The organism is Desulfuromonas sp. DDH964 (assembly GCF_001611275.1).
Classification (GTDB): Bacteria; Desulfobacterota; Desulfuromonadia; order Desulfuromonadales; family DDH964; genus DDH964.
The window spans coordinates 3,544,817-3,560,496 of sequence record NZ_CP015080.1; the positions used below are offsets into that span (position 1 = coordinate 3,544,817).

Sequence of the window (15,680 nt, forward strand, 5' to 3'; positions counted from 1 at the left end):
GGGACGAAACCCGAGGAGGACCCGATGAAAACCCGGACAACTTTTCTTATCGCCACGATCGTCTTTCTGTTTGCAACGCTTTCGACCGCCGCCGCCGACCCCGCCGATTATGCGAGCACCATCGCGCTCTTCAAGGAATCGCCCGTCGTCCAGCCCTTCTTCGAGAATAGTTACGGTTACGCCGTCTTCCCCATCGTCGGCAAGGGCGGCCTCGGCCTGGGTGGTTCCTTCGGCAAGGGGCAGGTCTACCGCCATGGCAAGCTCACCGGTAAGAGCAACATGGTGAAAGTGAGTATCGGCTGGCAGGCCGGCGGCCAGGCGCTGAGCGAAATCATCTTCTTCCAGGACAAGCGCGCCTACGACGAGTTCACCGGCGGCTCCTTCGAGTTCGACGCCACCGCCTCCGCCGTGGCGATCACCGCCGGCGCCCAGGCCAAGGCGGGGAGCAGCGGCTCCTCGGCCGGGGTCAGCGCCGGGCCGAACAGCGACCAGCAGCTTGGCGGCCGCTACGTCAAGGGGATGGCAGTCTTCACCCACACCCTCGGCGGCCTGATGTACGAAGCAAGCATCGGCGGCCAGGGCTTCTCCTTCGAGCCAGTCCATTAGACACCGGCGATGGGCAGCCACTTCCCGGGGTTCTCGCCCCGGGCCTTCGCCTACTTCGCCGATCTGGCGGCAAACAACAACAAGGCCTGGTTCGAGGCGCACCGCGCCGACTACCAGGCCCTCCTCCTGGAACCGCTCCAGGAGCTGGTCGCCGCTTTACCGGTTGTTGTGGGGAATGGGGTGAAAATCGACAGTCCAACCGACGTGCGGTTAAAAGGCGCGGAGGCTTTGACTTGTTTTCGAGCTTAGGCTAAATTGTCGAAACCTTTTATTGAATGTACTCCATTGAGAGGACCGGGCAACCGGATCGATTACTGCCTGCTTCAGTAAACTCGAAACCGTCATTGACCGACTGGGTCGGCTGGGCGGTTTAATGTTGTTTTGATAAAGAAAGCTCTGGGACCCCATGACCGACAGCCAAAAAAAACAACTCGAACAGCAACTCTGGAATGTCGCCAATCAACTGCGCGGCAAGATGCACGCCGACGAATTCCGCGACTACTGCCTGGGATTCATCTTCTTCAAGTACCTCTCCGAGCTGATGCACCACCACGCCAACCGGATTCTGCGCGAGGACGGCGTCGATTATCTGGAGATCGACGAGACTTCCGAGGCCGGCCGGGAAATGCTAGCTGCCGTCCAGGAAGATGCCGTCGAGGAGTTGGGGTACTTCATCAAACCGAGTCAGCTGTTCGAATCTCTCGCCAAGCGCGGGGAGGACCCCGACCAATTCATTCTGGACCATCTGACCAGCGTGCTACGCAGCATCGAACGCTCCACCATGGGTACGGAGAGCGAGGACGATTTCGAGCGCCTGTTCGAGGACCTCGACCTCACCTCCAGCAAGCTGGGGCGCACCGAAACCGCGAAAAACACCCTGATCGCCAAGGTCCTCACCCACCTGAACAAGATCGACTTCCACCTCGATGACGCCGACGGCGATGTCCTCGGCGACGCCTACGAATACCTGATCGGCCAGTTCGCCAGCGGTGCAGGGAAGAAGGCGGGCGAGTTCTACACTCCGGCCGCCGTCTCCTCCATCCTGGCCAAGATCGTCACCACTGGCAAGGACCGGCTCAAGTCGGTGTACGATCCGACCTGCGGCTCGGGCTCGCTGCTGTTGCGGGTGGCGCGGGAGGTGGAATCGGTCGGCGACTATTACGGGCAGGAGATGAACCGCACCACCTATAACCTGTGCCGCATGAACATGATCCTGCACGGTGTCCACTACCGCAATTTCGATATCAAACAGGAAGATACCCTGGAGCATCCCCAGCACCAGGATAGGCGCTTCGACGCCGTGGTTGCCAATCCTCCCTTCTCAGCAAAGTGGAGCGCCAATCCCCTGCACCTCAGCGACGACCGCTTCAGCCAGTACGGCCGCCTCGCCCCGGCCTCCAAGGCCGATTTCGCCTTCGTCCAGCACATGCTCTACCAGCTCGACGACGGCGGCACCATGGCGGTGATCCTCCCCCACGGCGTACTGTTCCGCGGCGCGGCAGAAGGACACATTCGCAAATACCTGATCAAGGAGCGCAACTGGCTCGACGCCGTCATCGGCCTGCCGGCCAACATCTTCTACGGCACCGGCATCCCGACCTGCATCCTGGTCTTCAAGAAGTGCCGGGAGCATCCCAAGGATATCCTCTTCGTCGACGCCAGCACCTGCTTCGAAAAGGGGAAGAACCAGAACGTTTTGCGACCGCAGGACATCGACAAAATCGTCTCCACCTGGCGCAACCGCCGGGTGGAAGAGAAGTTCAGCCACCGCGCCACCCTGGAGGAGATCGCCGAGAACGACTACAACCTCAACATCCCCCGCTACGTGGACACCTTCGAGGAGGAAGAGCCGGTCGATCTGGCGGCGGTGGCGGCGGAGCTGAAGAGCGTGGAAGCGCAGATGGGCGATCTGGACGAGGCGATTCGCGGCTTTTGCGCGGAGTTGGGGATCGAGGCGCCGGTGTGACTTTTCGCACCCCCCTTTGCGAAAGGGGGGCCGGGGGAAGGTTTTGCTCCCCCCTTTATGAAAGGGGGGCCGGGGGGGATTTCCTCTCAGCCGCTAAAGACAAATCCCCCTAAATCCCCCTTTCTCAAAGGGGGACTTGACTGTGGTGGTGAGATGGGTGTGGTGAAGACGAAAAATGTGCCGGTGTTGCGATTCTCGGAGTTCTCCGATCCGTGGATGATGGACAGGATTGACAATTTTGTGAAGCGGGTCAGTAACCCAGTTACCGTTGAACCGAACACCTTCTATCGGGAAATCGGCGTTCGCTCCCATGGTAAGGGAATTTTTCATAAGGAACCGGTCACCGGGAAAAGCCTGGGCAACAAGCGGGTTTTCTGGGTCCACCCCAAAGCGTTTGTCGTCAACATCGTGTTCGGTTGGGAACAGGCGGTTGCGCTGACCACTGCTACCGAAGAGGGGTTCATTGCTTCTCACCGCTTTCCGATGTTTGTTCCGATTGGAAAAAAATCCGACTTGGATTTTCTGTTGTTATTCTTCCTTCGAAAGCGAGGCAAGTATCTGCTTGAGTTGGCTTCACCTGGAGGAGCGGGACGCAATAAGACGCTAGGTCAGAGCGAATTCGCACAGCTTGAAGTGACGCTACCGGCACTGGCAGAGCAGAAGAAGATTGCCGCGTTTCTTGCCGTCGTGGAAAAGAAGCTTGATGCACTGCGCCGTCAGGGCGAGCAATTGCATGCCTACAAACGCGGTGTGATGCAGAAAATCTTCTCGCAGGAACTCCGATTTAATGCGGATGATGGGTCGGGGTTCCCGGATTGGGAGGAGCATGAGTTTGAGCAAATAGTATTTCGGGTGGCCGACAAAATTGACATAAACAAATCGGATGTTCTACTTCCGTGCATTGAGTTGGACAGCCTGGAGTCAGGGACTGGCAGGCTTTTGACATCCTATGATTGCTCTACCCAGGTGAGTATTAAAGGAAAATTCAAGGCTGGAGATGTCCTTTTTGGAAAGCTGAGACCATATTTGAGGAAATATCATCAACCCTCATTTCAAGGCGCTTGCTCTTCTGAAATATGGGTCTTGAGAGGAACCGGCATTACGCAAAAATTTCTTTATTACCTTGTTCAAACAAATCGATTTGATGGCGGTGTAAATCAGTTTGTGTAAATGGCTTGGGTTTTTGTCGTCAGTAAACCGGCAACCTGCCTTCGAACAAGATAGAGAACTGGTTGAGGGCGGCCTTCCAGTCCCGAATCGGCAGGGTCCATTTCTTGGCGATATTGTTCAGCGCCAGGTAGAGCAGTTTGAACATGGCTGCGTCGTTGGGGAATGAGCCCCGGTTCTTGGTGACCTTGCGCAGCGACATGTTCAGCGATTCGATCGCATTGGTGGTGTAGATCACCTTGCGAATCTCCGCCGGGTAGGCGAAAAAAGGGGTGATTCTCTCCCAGTTGCGCCGCCAGGACTGGCCGATGGAGGGGTGGGTTTTATCCCACTTCGCTTCGAACTCCGTCAGGTTCATTTCGGCCTGCTCGGCCGTCGCGGCCTGGTAAATGGACTTCAGATCGGCCGCCACTTCCTTGCGCTGTTTCCAGGAGACGTAGCGGAGAGAATGGCGCACCATGTGAACGAGGCAGAGCTGGACCTGGGTGCGAGGAAAGACTGCTTCGATGGCCTCGGGGAAACCTTTGAGCCCGTCCACGCAGGCGATGAAGATGTCTTCGACACCCCGGTTTTTCAACTCGGTCACCACCTGTAGCCAGAACTTGGCGCCCTCGTTCTCGGCCACCCACATGCCCAGGACCTCCTTGATGCCGTCCAGGGTGACGCCCAGGGCCAGGTAGACCGCTTTATTGCTGACGTGGCCGTTGTCTCGCACCTTGACCCGGACCGCGTCCATATAGACGATGGGATAGAGGGCGTCGAGCGGTCGGTTCTGCCAGATCTTGACCTCGTCCGCGACGGCATCGGTCACGCTGGAAATGAGGGCGGGAGAGACCTCGACGCCATAAATCTCTTCCAGATGCCCCTGGATCTCCCGGGTCGTCATCCCCCGGGCGTAGAGGGAGATGATCTTGCCGTCGAAGCCGGCGAAGCGGGTCTGGCCCTTGGGAATGATGAGCGGCTCGAAGCTGCTGTCCCGGTCACGCGGAACCTCGATCGGCAGTTTGCCGAATTCGCCCTTGATGGTTTTGGCCGACTTGCCATTGCGGGCATTGCCGCCTTTCGTGGCCACGGGAGCATGCTTCTCGTGCCCCAGGTGTTGGGTCAATTCCGCTTCCAAAGCTCGTTCCAGAAGGGCCTTGGTGAGCTGTTTAAGCAAGCCGGTTTCGCCGATCAGGTCTTCGGGCTTCTTGTAGTCGGCAAGCAGACGGTCCAGCAGATCTTTTTCGATGGCCATGGGGGCTCCTTAGAGGGTGGGGTCCCGGTGTACCCCTGAATGGCCATTTACACAATCTTTTTTACACCCTCGATTTGATTGGGCCTGCAATAAATCTTCTGGCTCGAAGATGCCCCGCGCGGATTGGGATTTTATAGGAAGGACTCCGTTTGTCGTTCCGAAATCCGAGATCGAGCAACAAAAAATCGCCTACTTCCTCTCCGCCATCGACGCCAAAATCGACGCCGTTTCCACGCAGATCGAAAAGATGGAAACCTTCAAAAAAGGCATCCTGCAACAGATGTTCGTATAGAGGTGAAGGCGGGAAGCAAATCCCCCCCCAGCCCCCCTTCCTTAAAGGGGGGAATTCAGGCCGGAGTGCCGAGACGGAGCATGGTTTAAAAGTCCCCCTTTATGAAAGGGGGATTTAGGGGGATTTGCCCTTGCGCAACTACAGCCGAAACCTGAAACCGCCGTCCCGCCAGTTGCGCAAAACCATGACCGACGCGGAACAGCTGCTCTGGTCCCATCTGCGCCGGAAGCAGTTGCACGGGGTCCAGTTCTATCGGCAGAAACCGCTCGGCCCGTACATTGTCGATTTTTTCGCCCCAGCCGCCGGGTTGGTCGTCGAGGTCGACGGCAGCCAGCACCTGGAACCCGGCCATCTCCAACGCGACCGGCAGCGCGATCGTTGCCTTGCTGAAGAGGGATTGCTGGTGCTGCGCTTCGACAACCGGGAAGTGCTGCTGGAAACCGATGCCGTCCTGGAGCGGATCGGCGAGGAGATCTTGCGCAAGAGGAAATCCCCCCCAGCCCCCCTTTCATAAAGGGGGGAGTAAAGGCGGCAATTTTCGAATGTGAGAGGTTCTCCAAGTCCCCCTTTAAGAAAGGGGGACTTAGGGGGATTTGATTCAGGAGATTTGCCTTTAGGAGAGTCGACCATGACCGAAGACATCCGCTGGATGCAGCGCTTCGACAACTTCCAACGCTCCATGAAACAGCTGGACAAGGCCATGGCCCTGATGGCGGAACGGGACCTGTCGGAACTGGAGCGCCAGGGGGTAATCCAGGCCTTCGAGTACAATTACGAATTGGCCTGGAACGTCCTGAAGGATTTTTACGAATACCAGGGGGAGCTGGGAATTCATGGAAGCCGCGACGCCATCCGGGTGGCCTTCAATCGCGGGCTGATCGCCGACGGCAAGGTCTGGATGGACATGATCAAGAGCCGGGCGCTTACCGTGCATACCTACAATGAGGACGTTACGGAAGCAATCCTGGAAGACATCGTCAACCGCTACTACCCCGCTTTCGTCGCCCTGCGCGAGAGCTTGCGCCGTTACCAGGAAGAACATGGCTGAGCAATTCGGTCTGCCCGCGGAGGTCATCGAAAAAATCCGCGCTGCCCTTGCGCGGTTCGAACCGATCCGGCTGGCCACCCTTTACGGTTCGCGCGCCAAGGGGACTTACAAACCCGGCTCGGACATCGACCTGACCCTGACCACGACCGGGGAGTTGGAAAATTCCTTCCTGAACCGGGTCGCCATCGCCCTGGACGATCTCGACCTGCCCTACTCCTTCGACATCTCCCTTCTCGCCCAGATCGACAACCCCAATTTGCTCGACCATATTCGGCGCGTCGGCACCGAGTTCTTCAACGCGGAAAGCTACGCCGCCGAACTGCGGCGCCGCGACGAGGCGAGGCGCTACGCCGAGCAGGCCTACCAGTCCGAAGCCCAGTTAGAGCAGAGCCTGATCCGCCGTCTGGGCGGGCTTGGCTATGACTTTGTCTCAATCGGTAATTCCGCAGAGCTACGCGCCAACCTGAAACGACAGCTGGAAAAGCATAACGAGGTGTTGTTGACCGATGCCGAGTTCGCCAAGGTTCTCAACCATCTGGACAAGGGAAACGTCTTCGAGCGGGCAAAGATCCTGCGCGATCGCATGCAGCTCACCCGAGACGACGGTTCATCCCTCTATCTGCAGTTCCTCAATACCGAGCACTGGTGCCAAAACCAATACCAGGTGACCAACCAGATCACCCTGGCGGGGAGCTACAAAAACCGCTACGACGTGACGCTATTAATCAACGGCCTGCCGCTGGTGCAGATTGAGCTCAAGCGCCGCGGCATGGAGCTGAAGGAGGCCTTCAACCAGGTCAACCGCTATCACCGCCATTCCTTTTGGGCGGAGAACGGACTGTTCCAGTACGTGCAGTTGTTCGTCATCTCCAACGGGGTGAACACCAAGTATTACGCCAACAACCGCAACCAGGACTTCAAGCAGACCTTCTACTGGGCGGATAAGGACAATAACCCGATCACCCAGTTGGACGCCTTTGCCGACCGGTTCCTGGAGAAGTGCGCACTCTCCAAGGTGATTTGCAAGTACATCGTTCTGCATGAGTCGGACAAGGTGCTGATGGTGCTGCGCCCCTACCAGTACCACGCCGTGGAGGCGATCGTCGAGCGGGTCAAGCACGGCCGCAAGAACGGCTACATCTGGCATACCACCGGCTCGGGCAAGACCCTCACCAGTTTCAAGGCCGCGCAAGTGTTGACCGCCCTGCCCAAGGTGCAAAAAGTTATCTTCGTCGTCGACCGCGCCGACCTCGATTACCAGACCACCCGCGAGTTCAACTACTTTCGCGAAGGAAGCGTCGACGCCACCAGCAATACCCGCGCCTTGGTAAAGCAGCTCGAAGGCGACAACAAACTGATTGTCACCACCATCCAGAAGCTGAACAACGCCATCTCCCGCAAGCGCTTCCTGCCGCGAATCGAAGCCCTGCGCAATGAGCGTATCGTCTTCATCTTCGACGAATGCCACCGCTCCCAGTTCGGCCAGACCCACAAGAACATCACCGGGTATTTCGGCAAAGCCCAGTTGTTCGGCTTTACCGGTACGCCGATCTTCGCCGAGAATGCCGTCGGCAATCAGCACGGCAAACGGACCACCAAGGATCTTTTCGAAGAGTGCCTGCACCGGTATGTCATCACCAACGCCATCAGCGACGAAAACGTGCTGCGCTTCTCGGTCGAGTATTGGGGCAAGTTGAAGCGCAAGGACGGCACGCTGGTGGATGAGCAGGTTTCGTCGATCGATACCAAGGCGTTTTTTGAAGCTCCGCAGCGGATCGAAAAGGTGGTCGACTGGGTCATCGCCAATCACAATCGCAAGACCCACAACCGAAATTTTTCGGCCATCCTCTGCGTCAGCAGCGTCGATGCCCTGATCGCCTATTATGAAACCTTCAAACGCAAGCGGGAGAAGAAGGAGCACGACTTGCGGGTGGTGACGGTTTTCACCTATGCCGCCAACGAGGACGATGTCGACGCCGATGGCCTTATCGGTGACCCCAACCTCGACCTCGGCACTGATACCCCGGTCAACAAACACAGTCGCGACAAATTGGAAGAGTTCATTGGCGACTACAACCGTCAATACCAGACCAGTTTTTCCGCCAAGGACAGTAAGAGTTTTTACAACTACTACAAGGATGTCGCCCGGCGCTTGAAGGAACGTGACAAGAAAAGTTTCCTGGAAAAAGATCGGGTCGACATCCTGTTAGTGGTGAACATGTATCTGACCGGTTTCGACGTGAAGAAGCTTAACACCCTCTACGTCGACAAAAACCTCAGGTACCATGGGTTGATTCAGGCCTATTCGCGCACCAATCGGACATTGGGAGAGTTGAAGTCCCAGGGGAACATCGTCTGCTTCCGCAACCTGAAGAAGAATACCGACGAAGCTATTGCCCTCTTCTCCAACCCGGAGGCGAAGGAGATCATTTTTATTGAGCCCTATGAGCGGCATGTCGAGCTGTTCAACGAGGGGGTGATCAAACTGATGGTGCTGGCGTCAACGCCGGACGCGGTCTCAGAACTGATCAGTGAAAAGGATCAGTTGGCCTTTGTCCGGGCCTTTCGGCAGTTGATGCGCCTGCTCAATATCCTGAAGTCTTTTACCGAGTTCAACTTTGCCGACCTCGACATGGATGCCCAGACGTTCGAGGATTACAAGAGCAAATATCTGGACATCTACGACCGGATGCGCAGCCTCAAGGAGGAGGCGGGGGCTTCCATCATTGAGGAGGTTGACTTCGAGCTGGAGCTGATCCAGCGCGACGAGATCAACGTGGCTTATATCCTCGAACTTCTCGCGGCAATCCAGCAGCAGGAGCGCAGCGCGAACGCCAGGGAACGCAAAAAGGCGCAGCAGCAGCGCGAGGCGGTTTTCGACCTACTGAAAAAGGAGACCCAGCTGCGCAGCAAGCGCGAGTTGATCGAGAAATTCATCAATGACTACATGCCCGACATTTCCGAGGAACAGAATCTCAAGGAGGTGTTCAACGCGTTCTGGGCGGAAGAAAAGAAGGTGGCGATTAACCACCTGTGTGCAACGGAAGGCATGGCCCCTACAGCCGTTTATCAGATGCTTGATAGCTATCAGTTCACTGGAAAAGAGCCTTTGCGCGAAACGGTCTTTGCCTCGCTGGATAACAAACCGAAGCTGCTGGAACGTAAACCGATTTTTGAGCGAATTGTAGAAAAACTTCTGTCCATTGTTAGAACCTTCGAGGACAATGTGGGAGATTTATAGGTCACGCCGCAACGAAACTGCCTGTGGTGAAACCGCGGGCAATCGGATCAGGTCTGCAAACATGGAAATGGTTGAAATCGCAAGATTGCAGGTCTGACTCAAAAACTGCAACATGCAAAGCCTGATCCCGGTGGTTTTCCCAGCCGAGCAGAAGCCGCAGATTGCCCAGAGTTATCGGCGCAAATCCGTGCACTCTGCGGACAGCTCGTCCTTATCCGTTCACCGCATCGAATGCAGCCCGATCATGTTCCCTTCGCTGTCGCGCACCAGGGCGATGAAACCGTACTCGCCGATCGACATCTTGCCCTGCTCGACCTTGCCGCCGGCCTTTTCGACCCGCCCCGCTTCCACGGCGCAGTCCTCGCAGCCGAAGTAGACCAGAGTGCTGTTGCCGCCGCACGGGCCGCCCACCATCTTCACCAGGGTACCGGCGGCGCCGTAGCCCCCCTCCGCCATGGGGAAAGCCAGGAATTCGAGCCCCGGGGTGGGGGAGGCGAGCGGCTTCAGTTCGGTCGCCAGCACCGTTTCGTAGAATTCCCTGGCACGCGGTAGATCCTCGACGTAGATTTCGAAACAACGAACTGGATTGGTATTCATGGACGTATTCCTTTCGTAATGGCGCCGTCTTGCTGGCCAGCCGCGGGTGTCGCCGCTGCCGGCGCGTAGCAGAGCGACGGGTTGCGCACGGCTTTTCTCCTTGTTCAGTCGATCGCAAACGTTCCGGTCTGGAGCGCCCCCGCCGGCCGGTAAACCCCGAGGAGCACCCCCGTACTGCTGGTGACGGTGCGCACCAGTTGCAGACTGCGTGGCACCGTACCGCCGCCGAAGAGCCGCTTGCCGCGGCCGAGCAGTACCGGAAAGGTCAGAATCCGGTATTCGTCGACGAGATCGTGCGCGATCAGGGTCTGCAGCAGCCCGGCGCTGCCGTGCACCTGGATTTCACCCACACAGCGACGCTTGAGTTCGGCGACACCTGAAACCACCTCCGGCAGATGCCGGCTGTTGTTCCAGGCGAAGGTGCTGCGGGTGCGTGAGGCGACATGCTTCGGCCGATGGTTGAGTTGGAAGGCGATCGGATCGTTCGGATCGGGGAAGCGGGGCCAGTAGCCGGCGAAGATGTCGTAGGTGGTGCGGCCGAGCAAAAAGGCCTCGGCGCGCGAGATGTTTTCGACGACCCAGTTCCCCATGACCGCGTCGGCCAGGGGGAAGACCCAGCCGCCGTGAGTAAAATCGCCGCTGGTGTCCTCCTCGGACCCGCCGGGGGCCTGCATGACGCCGTCGAGAGATACGAAGGTGGTTACGGTCAGTTCTGCCATGGTGTGCTCCTGCCTTGCTTGAGGAGGGATATCCGGCAAACGCCGCTTCGAGCGCAGTGATGTCCTATCTCTTCATCTGGAGCAAGGCCTGTGTCGCGTCCAGGCGTTCCAGATTTCGTCCGGAGAGACGATGTTTTTGACCGTGACATGGTTTGGCTCCTTACACCAAGCCAGGGCCTGAGTTCTCAGCGCGTAGGCTCCATGGGATTCTCCCGGGCGTTCTGTTGCCCGAGCTGTTGGGCGAGACCGATGAGAATTCCCTCGGGACCCCGGATGTAGCAGAGCCGGTAGATGTTTTCGTAATCGACAACTTCATCGACCAACGTCGCACCGAGCTTGCCAAGCCGGGCGAGGGTGTCGTCGAGGTCCTCGACGGTGAACATGACGCGCTGGTACCCCAGCGAGTTCACGGGAGCGGTGCGATGGTCGGACGCGATGGCGGGGGCGTCAAAGCGCGAAAGCTCGATGCGGCTGTTGCCATCAGGGGTACGCATCATGGCGATCTCGACACGCTGGCCGTGTACTCCGGTGACGCGACCGGCCCATTCACCATCGATGGGCATGCGGCCTTCAAGGGCAAGGCCGAGTTCCGTGAAAAACTGAATTGCGGTATCAATGTCTTTCACCACGATGCCAACGTTGTCCATGCGCATGACTTTCATGGTGTCTCCTCGGTGTCTAACGGACGTCGGGGCGGCCTCCATTGGAGGGGGGGCCGGCATTGATGCGCAACCGGCGGTGAGGAGTCCCAACAGAAGTGCATATACGTTCTTCCTGTGAGCTCCTGATTCCCGGCGTCTCATGCTGCTAAAGAAAAACCCTTTCATATTTTTCCTGCCTGAAAAATTGGTTTCCAAATTTGATCTTAATTCGGCTTCCTCGGTTTGCTTATCCAGGGTTTCCTTTCCCTCCAGCCGGGCATTCATCCGGCATAGGCGGCTTCGAGCACGGCAATGTCGAACTTCTTCATCCTGAGGAAGGCCTGCGTCACCCGGGCGCGCTGTTCCGGGGTGCCACCCATCAGTTCGCCCATCTTCGCCGGGACGATCTGCCAGGAAACACCGAACTTGTCCTTGAGCCAGCCGCACTGTTCGGCCTGCGGCACCGCCGAGAGTTTGCCCCAGAAATAGTCGATCTCCGCCTGGGTGTCGCAGTGGACCATCAGCGACACCGCCTCGTTGAAGACAAAGTTGTGGTCGCGGGCCGAATCCATCACCGCGAACCACTGACCCTGCAGCATGAAATCGGCGAACATCAGCGTCCCTTCCCGGTCCGGTTCCATGCCGGGGCCGTAGCGGGCCACCAGCCCTTCGCGCGTCTGCTTGAAGACTTCGGTGTAAAAATTCAGCGCCGCCTCGGCCCGGCCGCACACCGCGCCGGTGAAGAGGAGCGCGGGGATGATTGCCGGCCGCGGCTCCCCGGCGGGGTTGCTGAGGATCAGCTGCCAGGAGACGCCGTATTTGTCCTCGACCCAGCCGTAGCGTTCGCTGAAGGGGTAGCGGTCGAGCGGCATCAAGGCCCTGCCGCCGCTGATCAGCTTGACCCATAACGCCTCCAGCGCCTCCCCGGCGTCGGGACGCTGCGCCGGGTCGAAATTGACGATGAAGGAGAGCGCCGGGTTGATCTGAAAAAAGGTGCCGGCGCTGATCGACATGAATTCGTAACCGAGCAGCCGGAACTGGACGACATCCACCTCGCCCGAGGGGGTGTCGGTGAGGGTCGTGACGTTGGTTACTTCCGAGTCGCCGCCGAAGGCAGCAACGTGGAAGGCGGCCGCCTCCCTGGCTTGTTTGTTGAACCAGAAATGGGGAACGATCTGTTGCCCGGTCATGCTGTCCTCTCCTTTCCGCGGCCATCCGCCGCATGAGCCCTTCCTGCTTCAATCTTGTTGTATATGCAACGACGCGCCCAAAAACATCACCCGTCATTCCGGGTTTGACGCAGGCTCTGGTGCAGCCCCTCGATCGCGCCGACCCCCGCCTCCCCCAGCAGCCGTTCGGCATCGGCCTGAGCCTGTTCCCAGGCAGGATGGAGGGACGAGAAGAGCGCGCGCCCGGCAGCCGTCACCCGGACCCCTCCCGCGGTGGTCTCGATCCAGCCGTTTTTCCGCATCCGTTCCAGATTGCGGCTGACCGTCGACTTCTCCATCGCCAGTTCGCGGCCGATGGCGCCGGGACCGACCTCGCCGGCCAGCGTCAGCATGGCGAGGATGGTGGTCTGGTTGACGGTGACGCCGAAGGGCTTAAGGACCGCATCGTAGACGCCGGTGACGACCCGGTTCAGCAGCCGCACGCGAAAGGCGATGCATTCGTCGGCGAGACGCCGGGCCAGTTGCTGGGGGGTGAGGGATTTCATCGGGGCTCCTGTTGTATATGCAACTCCATTAAAGTCCCGGACGGCGGCCGCTGTCAAGTGCCCGCCCGGGAAGTTTCCATTGCCGCCAGCGCCACGCGCACGGCATCCCGCTCGGCCTGCTGCTTGACCTGCAGGTCGACCGCCTCGGTCACCAGCCGCTCGGCCAGCACCGCGCAGACGCAGCCGGCCGCGAAGCCGTAGACCAAGCCCATCTTGAACAGGGTGCCGGCCTCCATCTCGTAATTGAGGATGCGCAGCTGGCGGTATTCCTCGGTGACGCCGCGCAGCTGGCGCAACAGGACGGGGTTGGCCGAATCGCTGCGCTCCTGTCCCTCGTAGAAGGTGTCGACGCTGGCGGTCACGCCGAGGTGGGCGCGAATGCCGAGCCGCTGCGCCGCCCCGGCCAGCGCCACGGTCAAAAACGGATCGGCCGCCGCCGGGTATTCGGCCGGGGCGATGTCCGCCGCGGCCCCCTGGCGGCAGAGCGCGGCGCTGGAGATCACCAGGTCGCCGGCGTGCACCGGCGGCGCGATGCCGCCGCTGGTACCGACGCGGATGACGGTGCGCACGCCGACCGCGACCAGTTCGTTGACCACGATCGACAGCGACGGCGCCCCCATGCCGCTGGTGGCGGCGATGAAGGGAGTTCCGTCCCGGTTGCGGCAGAGGTAGCTGTGCAACCCCCGGTTTTCCGACAGGGTCGCCAGGCAGGTCACCCCCTCCGACTCCCGGGCGATGGGTATCCCCGAGGGGTCAAGTCTTTCCGTGCCACAAATATTGCAAAGCAAGACTTGACCCCCTCGGCTCTTGCTTCGGCTCCACCAAAGCTGGTCCGCTTTAACTATCCCCCCACGCCCACCAACTCCTTAGCAATCCGCCCCAAAGTTTCCACCGCCCCTTCCGCCTTTTCCGAATAGAAAGCCGCATTGAGCCGCAGACAGTTGCCGAACCGACCCGTCGCCGAGAAGAGCGGACCCGGCGCGATGCTGATCCGCTCGCGCTTGGCGCGTTCGTAGAGGCGCCGCGAGTCGATGCCGGCGGGCATCTCGACCCAGAGGACGAAGCCCCCCTGCGGACGGGTGACGCGGGTTCCTTCCGGGAAGTGGCGACCGATGGCGTCGGCCATCTGCGCCACCTGGCGGGCGTAGACGCGGCGGATGCTGCGCAGGTGGCGGTCGTAGCCGCCGTTGGCGAGGAAGGCGGCGATGGCGAGCTGCGGCGGGGTGGCGGTGGCGACGTTGGTGATCATCTTGGCCCGCTCGATCTGCTCCTGGTACCGCCCGGAGGCGATCCAGCCGACCCGGTAGCCGGGGGCCAGGGTCTTGGAGAAGGAGGAGCAGAGCAGGACGTTGCTGCTCTTGTCCCAGGCCTTGGCGACGGACGGACGCTGGTCGGAGAAGGAGAGATCGCCGTAGATGTCGTCCTCAATCAGCGGCACGCCGTGTCGCTCGAGCAGTGCCACCAGCCGCTCCTTGTCGTCGTCGCCGAGGGTGCCGCCGAGGGGGTTGTGGAAGTTGGAGATGACGAGGCAGGCCTTGACCTGTCCCGGGTGGCTCTCCAGGGCGTAGTCGAGGGCGTCGAGGCTGATGCCGGTCAGCGGCGACGTCGGGATCTCCAGGGTCTTGAGCTGCAGATCCTCGATCAGCTGCAGGAAGTTGAAGTAGACCGGCGTCTCGATCGCCACCGTGTCGCCGGGGCGGCAGAGGGCGCGCAGGGCGAGGGCGACCGCCTCGGCGCAGCCGGAGGTGATGACGATCTGCTCCGGATGGAGGGCGCAGCCGGCGGCGAGCATGCGCTGGGCGATCTGCTGCCGCAGCCGCTCGTATCCCGGCGGGATGGCGTAGGAGACCGACGGCAGCGGGTGGCGCCGGGTCTCCTCGCTGAGCATGCGGTTAAGGCGGGCGACCGGCAGCAGGTCGGGATTGGGGATGGCGATGCCGAAGGGGAGGAGCTGAGGGTCGAGGGAGTCGCGCAGCACCATGCGGAAGAGCTGGCCGGTGCTGACCTCGGTCGGCGCCAGGGCCGGCGGATTGAGCTTCGGTTCGGCGGGGATCTCCGGCAGCCGGCCGCGCACGTAATAGCCCGACTGGGGGCGCGCCTCGAGGACGCGGCGGTCTTCGAGGAGGGCGTAGGCCTCCTTGACGGTGTTAAGGCTGACCTGCAGCTGCCGGCTGAGCCGGCGCAGGGAGGGGACGCGCTCGCCGGGGCGAAAAGTCCCTTCGGTGACCAGGGTGGCGATGCGTCCGGCGACCTGTTCGTAGAGGGGGAGCGAAGCTTCCGGCATGACGGCGGCCTCCTGCTGGGGTTTATCTGACGATACTGCGGCCGGTCTTTTGCCGACAGGCACAGCGCGCCACAAAAGCGATGGATACAGTTTAGTTTAATACAAATTGTAATGGATACAAAAGTTGGTTGCTGTATCTGTTTTAACTGGCGGGGGAGCGCTATGCTG

16 protein-coding genes are annotated in these 15,680 nt (G+C 59.8%); 8 read left to right on the forward strand and 8 right to left on the reverse strand.

What is annotated here, in order from left to right:
- Positions 1-24: 24 nt before the first annotated feature.
- From DBW_RS16175 to DBW_RS16190, 4 genes are all read left to right on the forward strand, one after another.
- Entirely contained in the window at positions 25-606 is a 582-nt protein-coding gene (locus tag DBW_RS16175; RefSeq protein ID WP_066728936.1) for a hypothetical protein, read from the forward strand.
- A 9-nt stretch (positions 607-615) separates the two neighbouring features.
- A complete protein-coding gene (locus DBW_RS16180) occupies positions 616-855 on the forward strand; it encodes a DUF2461 family protein (protein ID WP_066728937.1) in 240 nt (79 codons plus the stop codon).
- Positions 856-1,012: 157 nt separating this feature from the next.
- Positions 1,013-2,572, forward strand: a complete 1,560-nt coding sequence (locus tag DBW_RS16185) for a type I restriction-modification system subunit M (protein WP_066728939.1) — start codon at positions 1,013-1,015, stop codon at positions 2,570-2,572.
- A gap of 153 nt (positions 2,573-2,725) precedes the next feature.
- The gene (locus DBW_RS16190) at positions 2,726-3,742 is read left to right on the forward strand and encodes a restriction endonuclease subunit S (protein WP_066728941.1); all 1,017 of its coding nucleotides are present in this window, start codon (positions 2,726-2,728) and stop codon (positions 3,740-3,742) included.
- 19 nt (positions 3,743-3,761) lie between these two features.
- Here the strand turns inward: DBW_RS16190 and DBW_RS16195 are convergent, their stop codons facing one another.
- Positions 3,762-4,976 (reverse strand): IS256 family transposase, encoded by a 1,215-nt coding sequence (locus tag DBW_RS16195; RefSeq protein ID WP_066722594.1) that lies wholly within the window; start codon positions 4,974-4,976, stop codon positions 3,762-3,764.
- Positions 4,977-5,085: 109 nt separating this feature from the next.
- On the opposite strand from DBW_RS16195, the gene DBW_RS16200 reads away from it, so the two are divergent.
- The 4 genes from DBW_RS16200 to DBW_RS16215 all read left to right on the forward strand — a co-directional run bounded on the left by DBW_RS16200 (position 5,086) and on the right by DBW_RS16215 (position 9,557).
- Complete coding sequence (locus DBW_RS16200; RefSeq protein ID WP_066728944.1) at positions 5,086-5,268, forward strand: restriction endonuclease subunit S; 183 nt, start codon at positions 5,086-5,088, stop codon at positions 5,266-5,268.
- A 130-nt stretch (positions 5,269-5,398) separates the two neighbouring features.
- Positions 5,399-5,782 carry an endonuclease domain-containing protein gene (locus tag DBW_RS16205; protein WP_157471925.1) on the forward strand — a complete coding sequence of 128 codons (384 nt, stop codon included), beginning with the start codon at positions 5,399-5,401 and terminating at the stop codon, positions 5,780-5,782.
- Between the two features lie 114 nt (positions 5,783-5,896).
- Positions 5,897-6,316, forward strand: coding sequence for a nucleotidyltransferase substrate binding protein (locus tag DBW_RS16210; protein ID WP_066728948.1), 420 nt, complete (start codon positions 5,897-5,899; stop codon positions 6,314-6,316).
- Positions 6,309-9,557, forward strand: a complete 3,249-nt coding sequence (locus tag DBW_RS16215) for a type I restriction endonuclease subunit R, EcoR124 family (protein WP_082820405.1) — start codon at positions 6,309-6,311, stop codon at positions 9,555-9,557. The genes DBW_RS16210 and DBW_RS16215 overlap by 8 nt, the downstream gene beginning before the upstream one ends.
- Before the next feature lie 219 nt (positions 9,558-9,776).
- On the opposite strand, the gene DBW_RS16220 is transcribed toward DBW_RS16215, so the two are convergent.
- The 7 genes from DBW_RS16220 to DBW_RS16250 form a co-directional block, all read right to left on the reverse strand.
- Positions 9,777-10,154: a VOC family protein gene (locus tag DBW_RS16220; RefSeq protein WP_066728950.1), complete on the reverse strand. Its 378-nt coding sequence runs from the start codon at positions 10,152-10,154 to the stop codon at positions 9,777-9,779.
- 104 nt (positions 10,155-10,258) lie between these two features.
- Positions 10,259-10,873, reverse strand: a complete 615-nt coding sequence (locus DBW_RS16225) for a dihydrofolate reductase family protein (RefSeq protein ID WP_066728954.1) — start codon at positions 10,871-10,873, stop codon at positions 10,259-10,261.
- A 185-nt stretch (positions 10,874-11,058) separates the two neighbouring features.
- Complete coding sequence (locus DBW_RS16230) at positions 11,059-11,535, reverse strand: VOC family protein (RefSeq protein ID WP_066728956.1); 477 nt, start codon at positions 11,533-11,535, stop codon at positions 11,059-11,061.
- A 260-nt stretch (positions 11,536-11,795) separates the two neighbouring features.
- On the reverse strand, positions 11,796-12,704 hold the full coding sequence (locus tag DBW_RS16235; protein WP_066728958.1) for a VOC family protein: 909 nt from the start codon (positions 12,702-12,704) through the stop codon (positions 11,796-11,798).
- Between the two features lie 86 nt (positions 12,705-12,790).
- On the reverse strand, positions 12,791-13,228 hold the full coding sequence (locus tag DBW_RS16240; protein WP_066728959.1) for a MarR family winged helix-turn-helix transcriptional regulator: 438 nt from the start codon (positions 13,226-13,228) through the stop codon (positions 12,791-12,793).
- Positions 13,229-13,281: 53 nt separating this feature from the next.
- Positions 13,282-13,971 (reverse strand): phosphorylase family protein, encoded by a 690-nt coding sequence (locus DBW_RS16245; protein WP_442856869.1) that lies wholly within the window; start codon positions 13,969-13,971, stop codon positions 13,282-13,284.
- A 98-nt stretch (positions 13,972-14,069) separates the two neighbouring features.
- Positions 14,070-15,512: an aminotransferase-like domain-containing protein gene (locus DBW_RS16250; RefSeq protein WP_066728965.1), complete on the reverse strand. Its 1,443-nt coding sequence runs from the start codon at positions 15,510-15,512 to the stop codon at positions 14,070-14,072.
- Between the last annotated feature and the right edge of the window lie 168 nt (positions 15,513-15,680).

What these genes read in the sequence shown, in the direction of transcription:
- DBW_RS16225 (WP_066728954.1), bottom strand. Translation starts at nt 10,873, where the DNA reads ATGGCAGAACTGACCGTAACCACCTTCGTATCTCTCGACGGCGTCATG.
- DBW_RS16220 (WP_066728950.1), bottom strand. Translation starts at nt 10,154, where the DNA reads ATGAATACCAATCCAGTTCGTTGTTTCGAAATCTACGTCGAGGATCTA.
- DBW_RS16185 (WP_066728939.1), top strand. Translation starts at nt 1,013, where the DNA reads ATGACCGACAGCCAAAAAAAACAACTCGAACAGCAACTCTGGAATGTC.
- DBW_RS16230 (WP_066728956.1), bottom strand. Translation starts at nt 11,535, where the DNA reads ATGAAAGTCATGCGCATGGACAACGTTGGCATCGTGGTGAAAGACATT.
- DBW_RS16250 (WP_066728965.1), bottom strand. Translation starts at nt 15,512, where the DNA reads ATGCCGGAAGCTTCGCTCCCCCTCTACGAACAGGTCGCCGGACGCATC.
- DBW_RS16200 (WP_066728944.1), top strand. Translation starts at nt 5,086, where the DNA reads ATGCCCCGCGCGGATTGGGATTTTATAGGAAGGACTCCGTTTGTCGTT.
- DBW_RS16210 (WP_066728948.1), top strand. Translation starts at nt 5,897, where the DNA reads ATGACCGAAGACATCCGCTGGATGCAGCGCTTCGACAACTTCCAACGC.
- DBW_RS16195 (WP_066722594.1), bottom strand. Translation starts at nt 4,976, where the DNA reads ATGGCCATCGAAAAAGATCTGCTGGACCGTCTGCTTGCCGACTACAAG.
- DBW_RS16180 (WP_066728937.1), top strand. Translation starts at nt 616, where the DNA reads ATGGGCAGCCACTTCCCGGGGTTCTCGCCCCGGGCCTTCGCCTACTTC.
- DBW_RS16215 (WP_082820405.1), top strand. Translation starts at nt 6,309, where the DNA reads ATGGCTGAGCAATTCGGTCTGCCCGCGGAGGTCATCGAAAAAATCCGC.
- DBW_RS16175 (WP_066728936.1), top strand. Translation starts at nt 25, where the DNA reads ATGAAAACCCGGACAACTTTTCTTATCGCCACGATCGTCTTTCTGTTT.
- DBW_RS16190 (WP_066728941.1), top strand. Translation starts at nt 2,726, where the DNA reads ATGGGTGTGGTGAAGACGAAAAATGTGCCGGTGTTGCGATTCTCGGAG.
- DBW_RS16235 (WP_066728958.1), bottom strand. Translation starts at nt 12,704, where the DNA reads ATGACCGGGCAACAGATCGTTCCCCATTTCTGGTTCAACAAACAAGCC.
- DBW_RS16240 (WP_066728959.1), bottom strand. Translation starts at nt 13,228, where the DNA reads ATGAAATCCCTCACCCCCCAGCAACTGGCCCGGCGTCTCGCCGACGAA.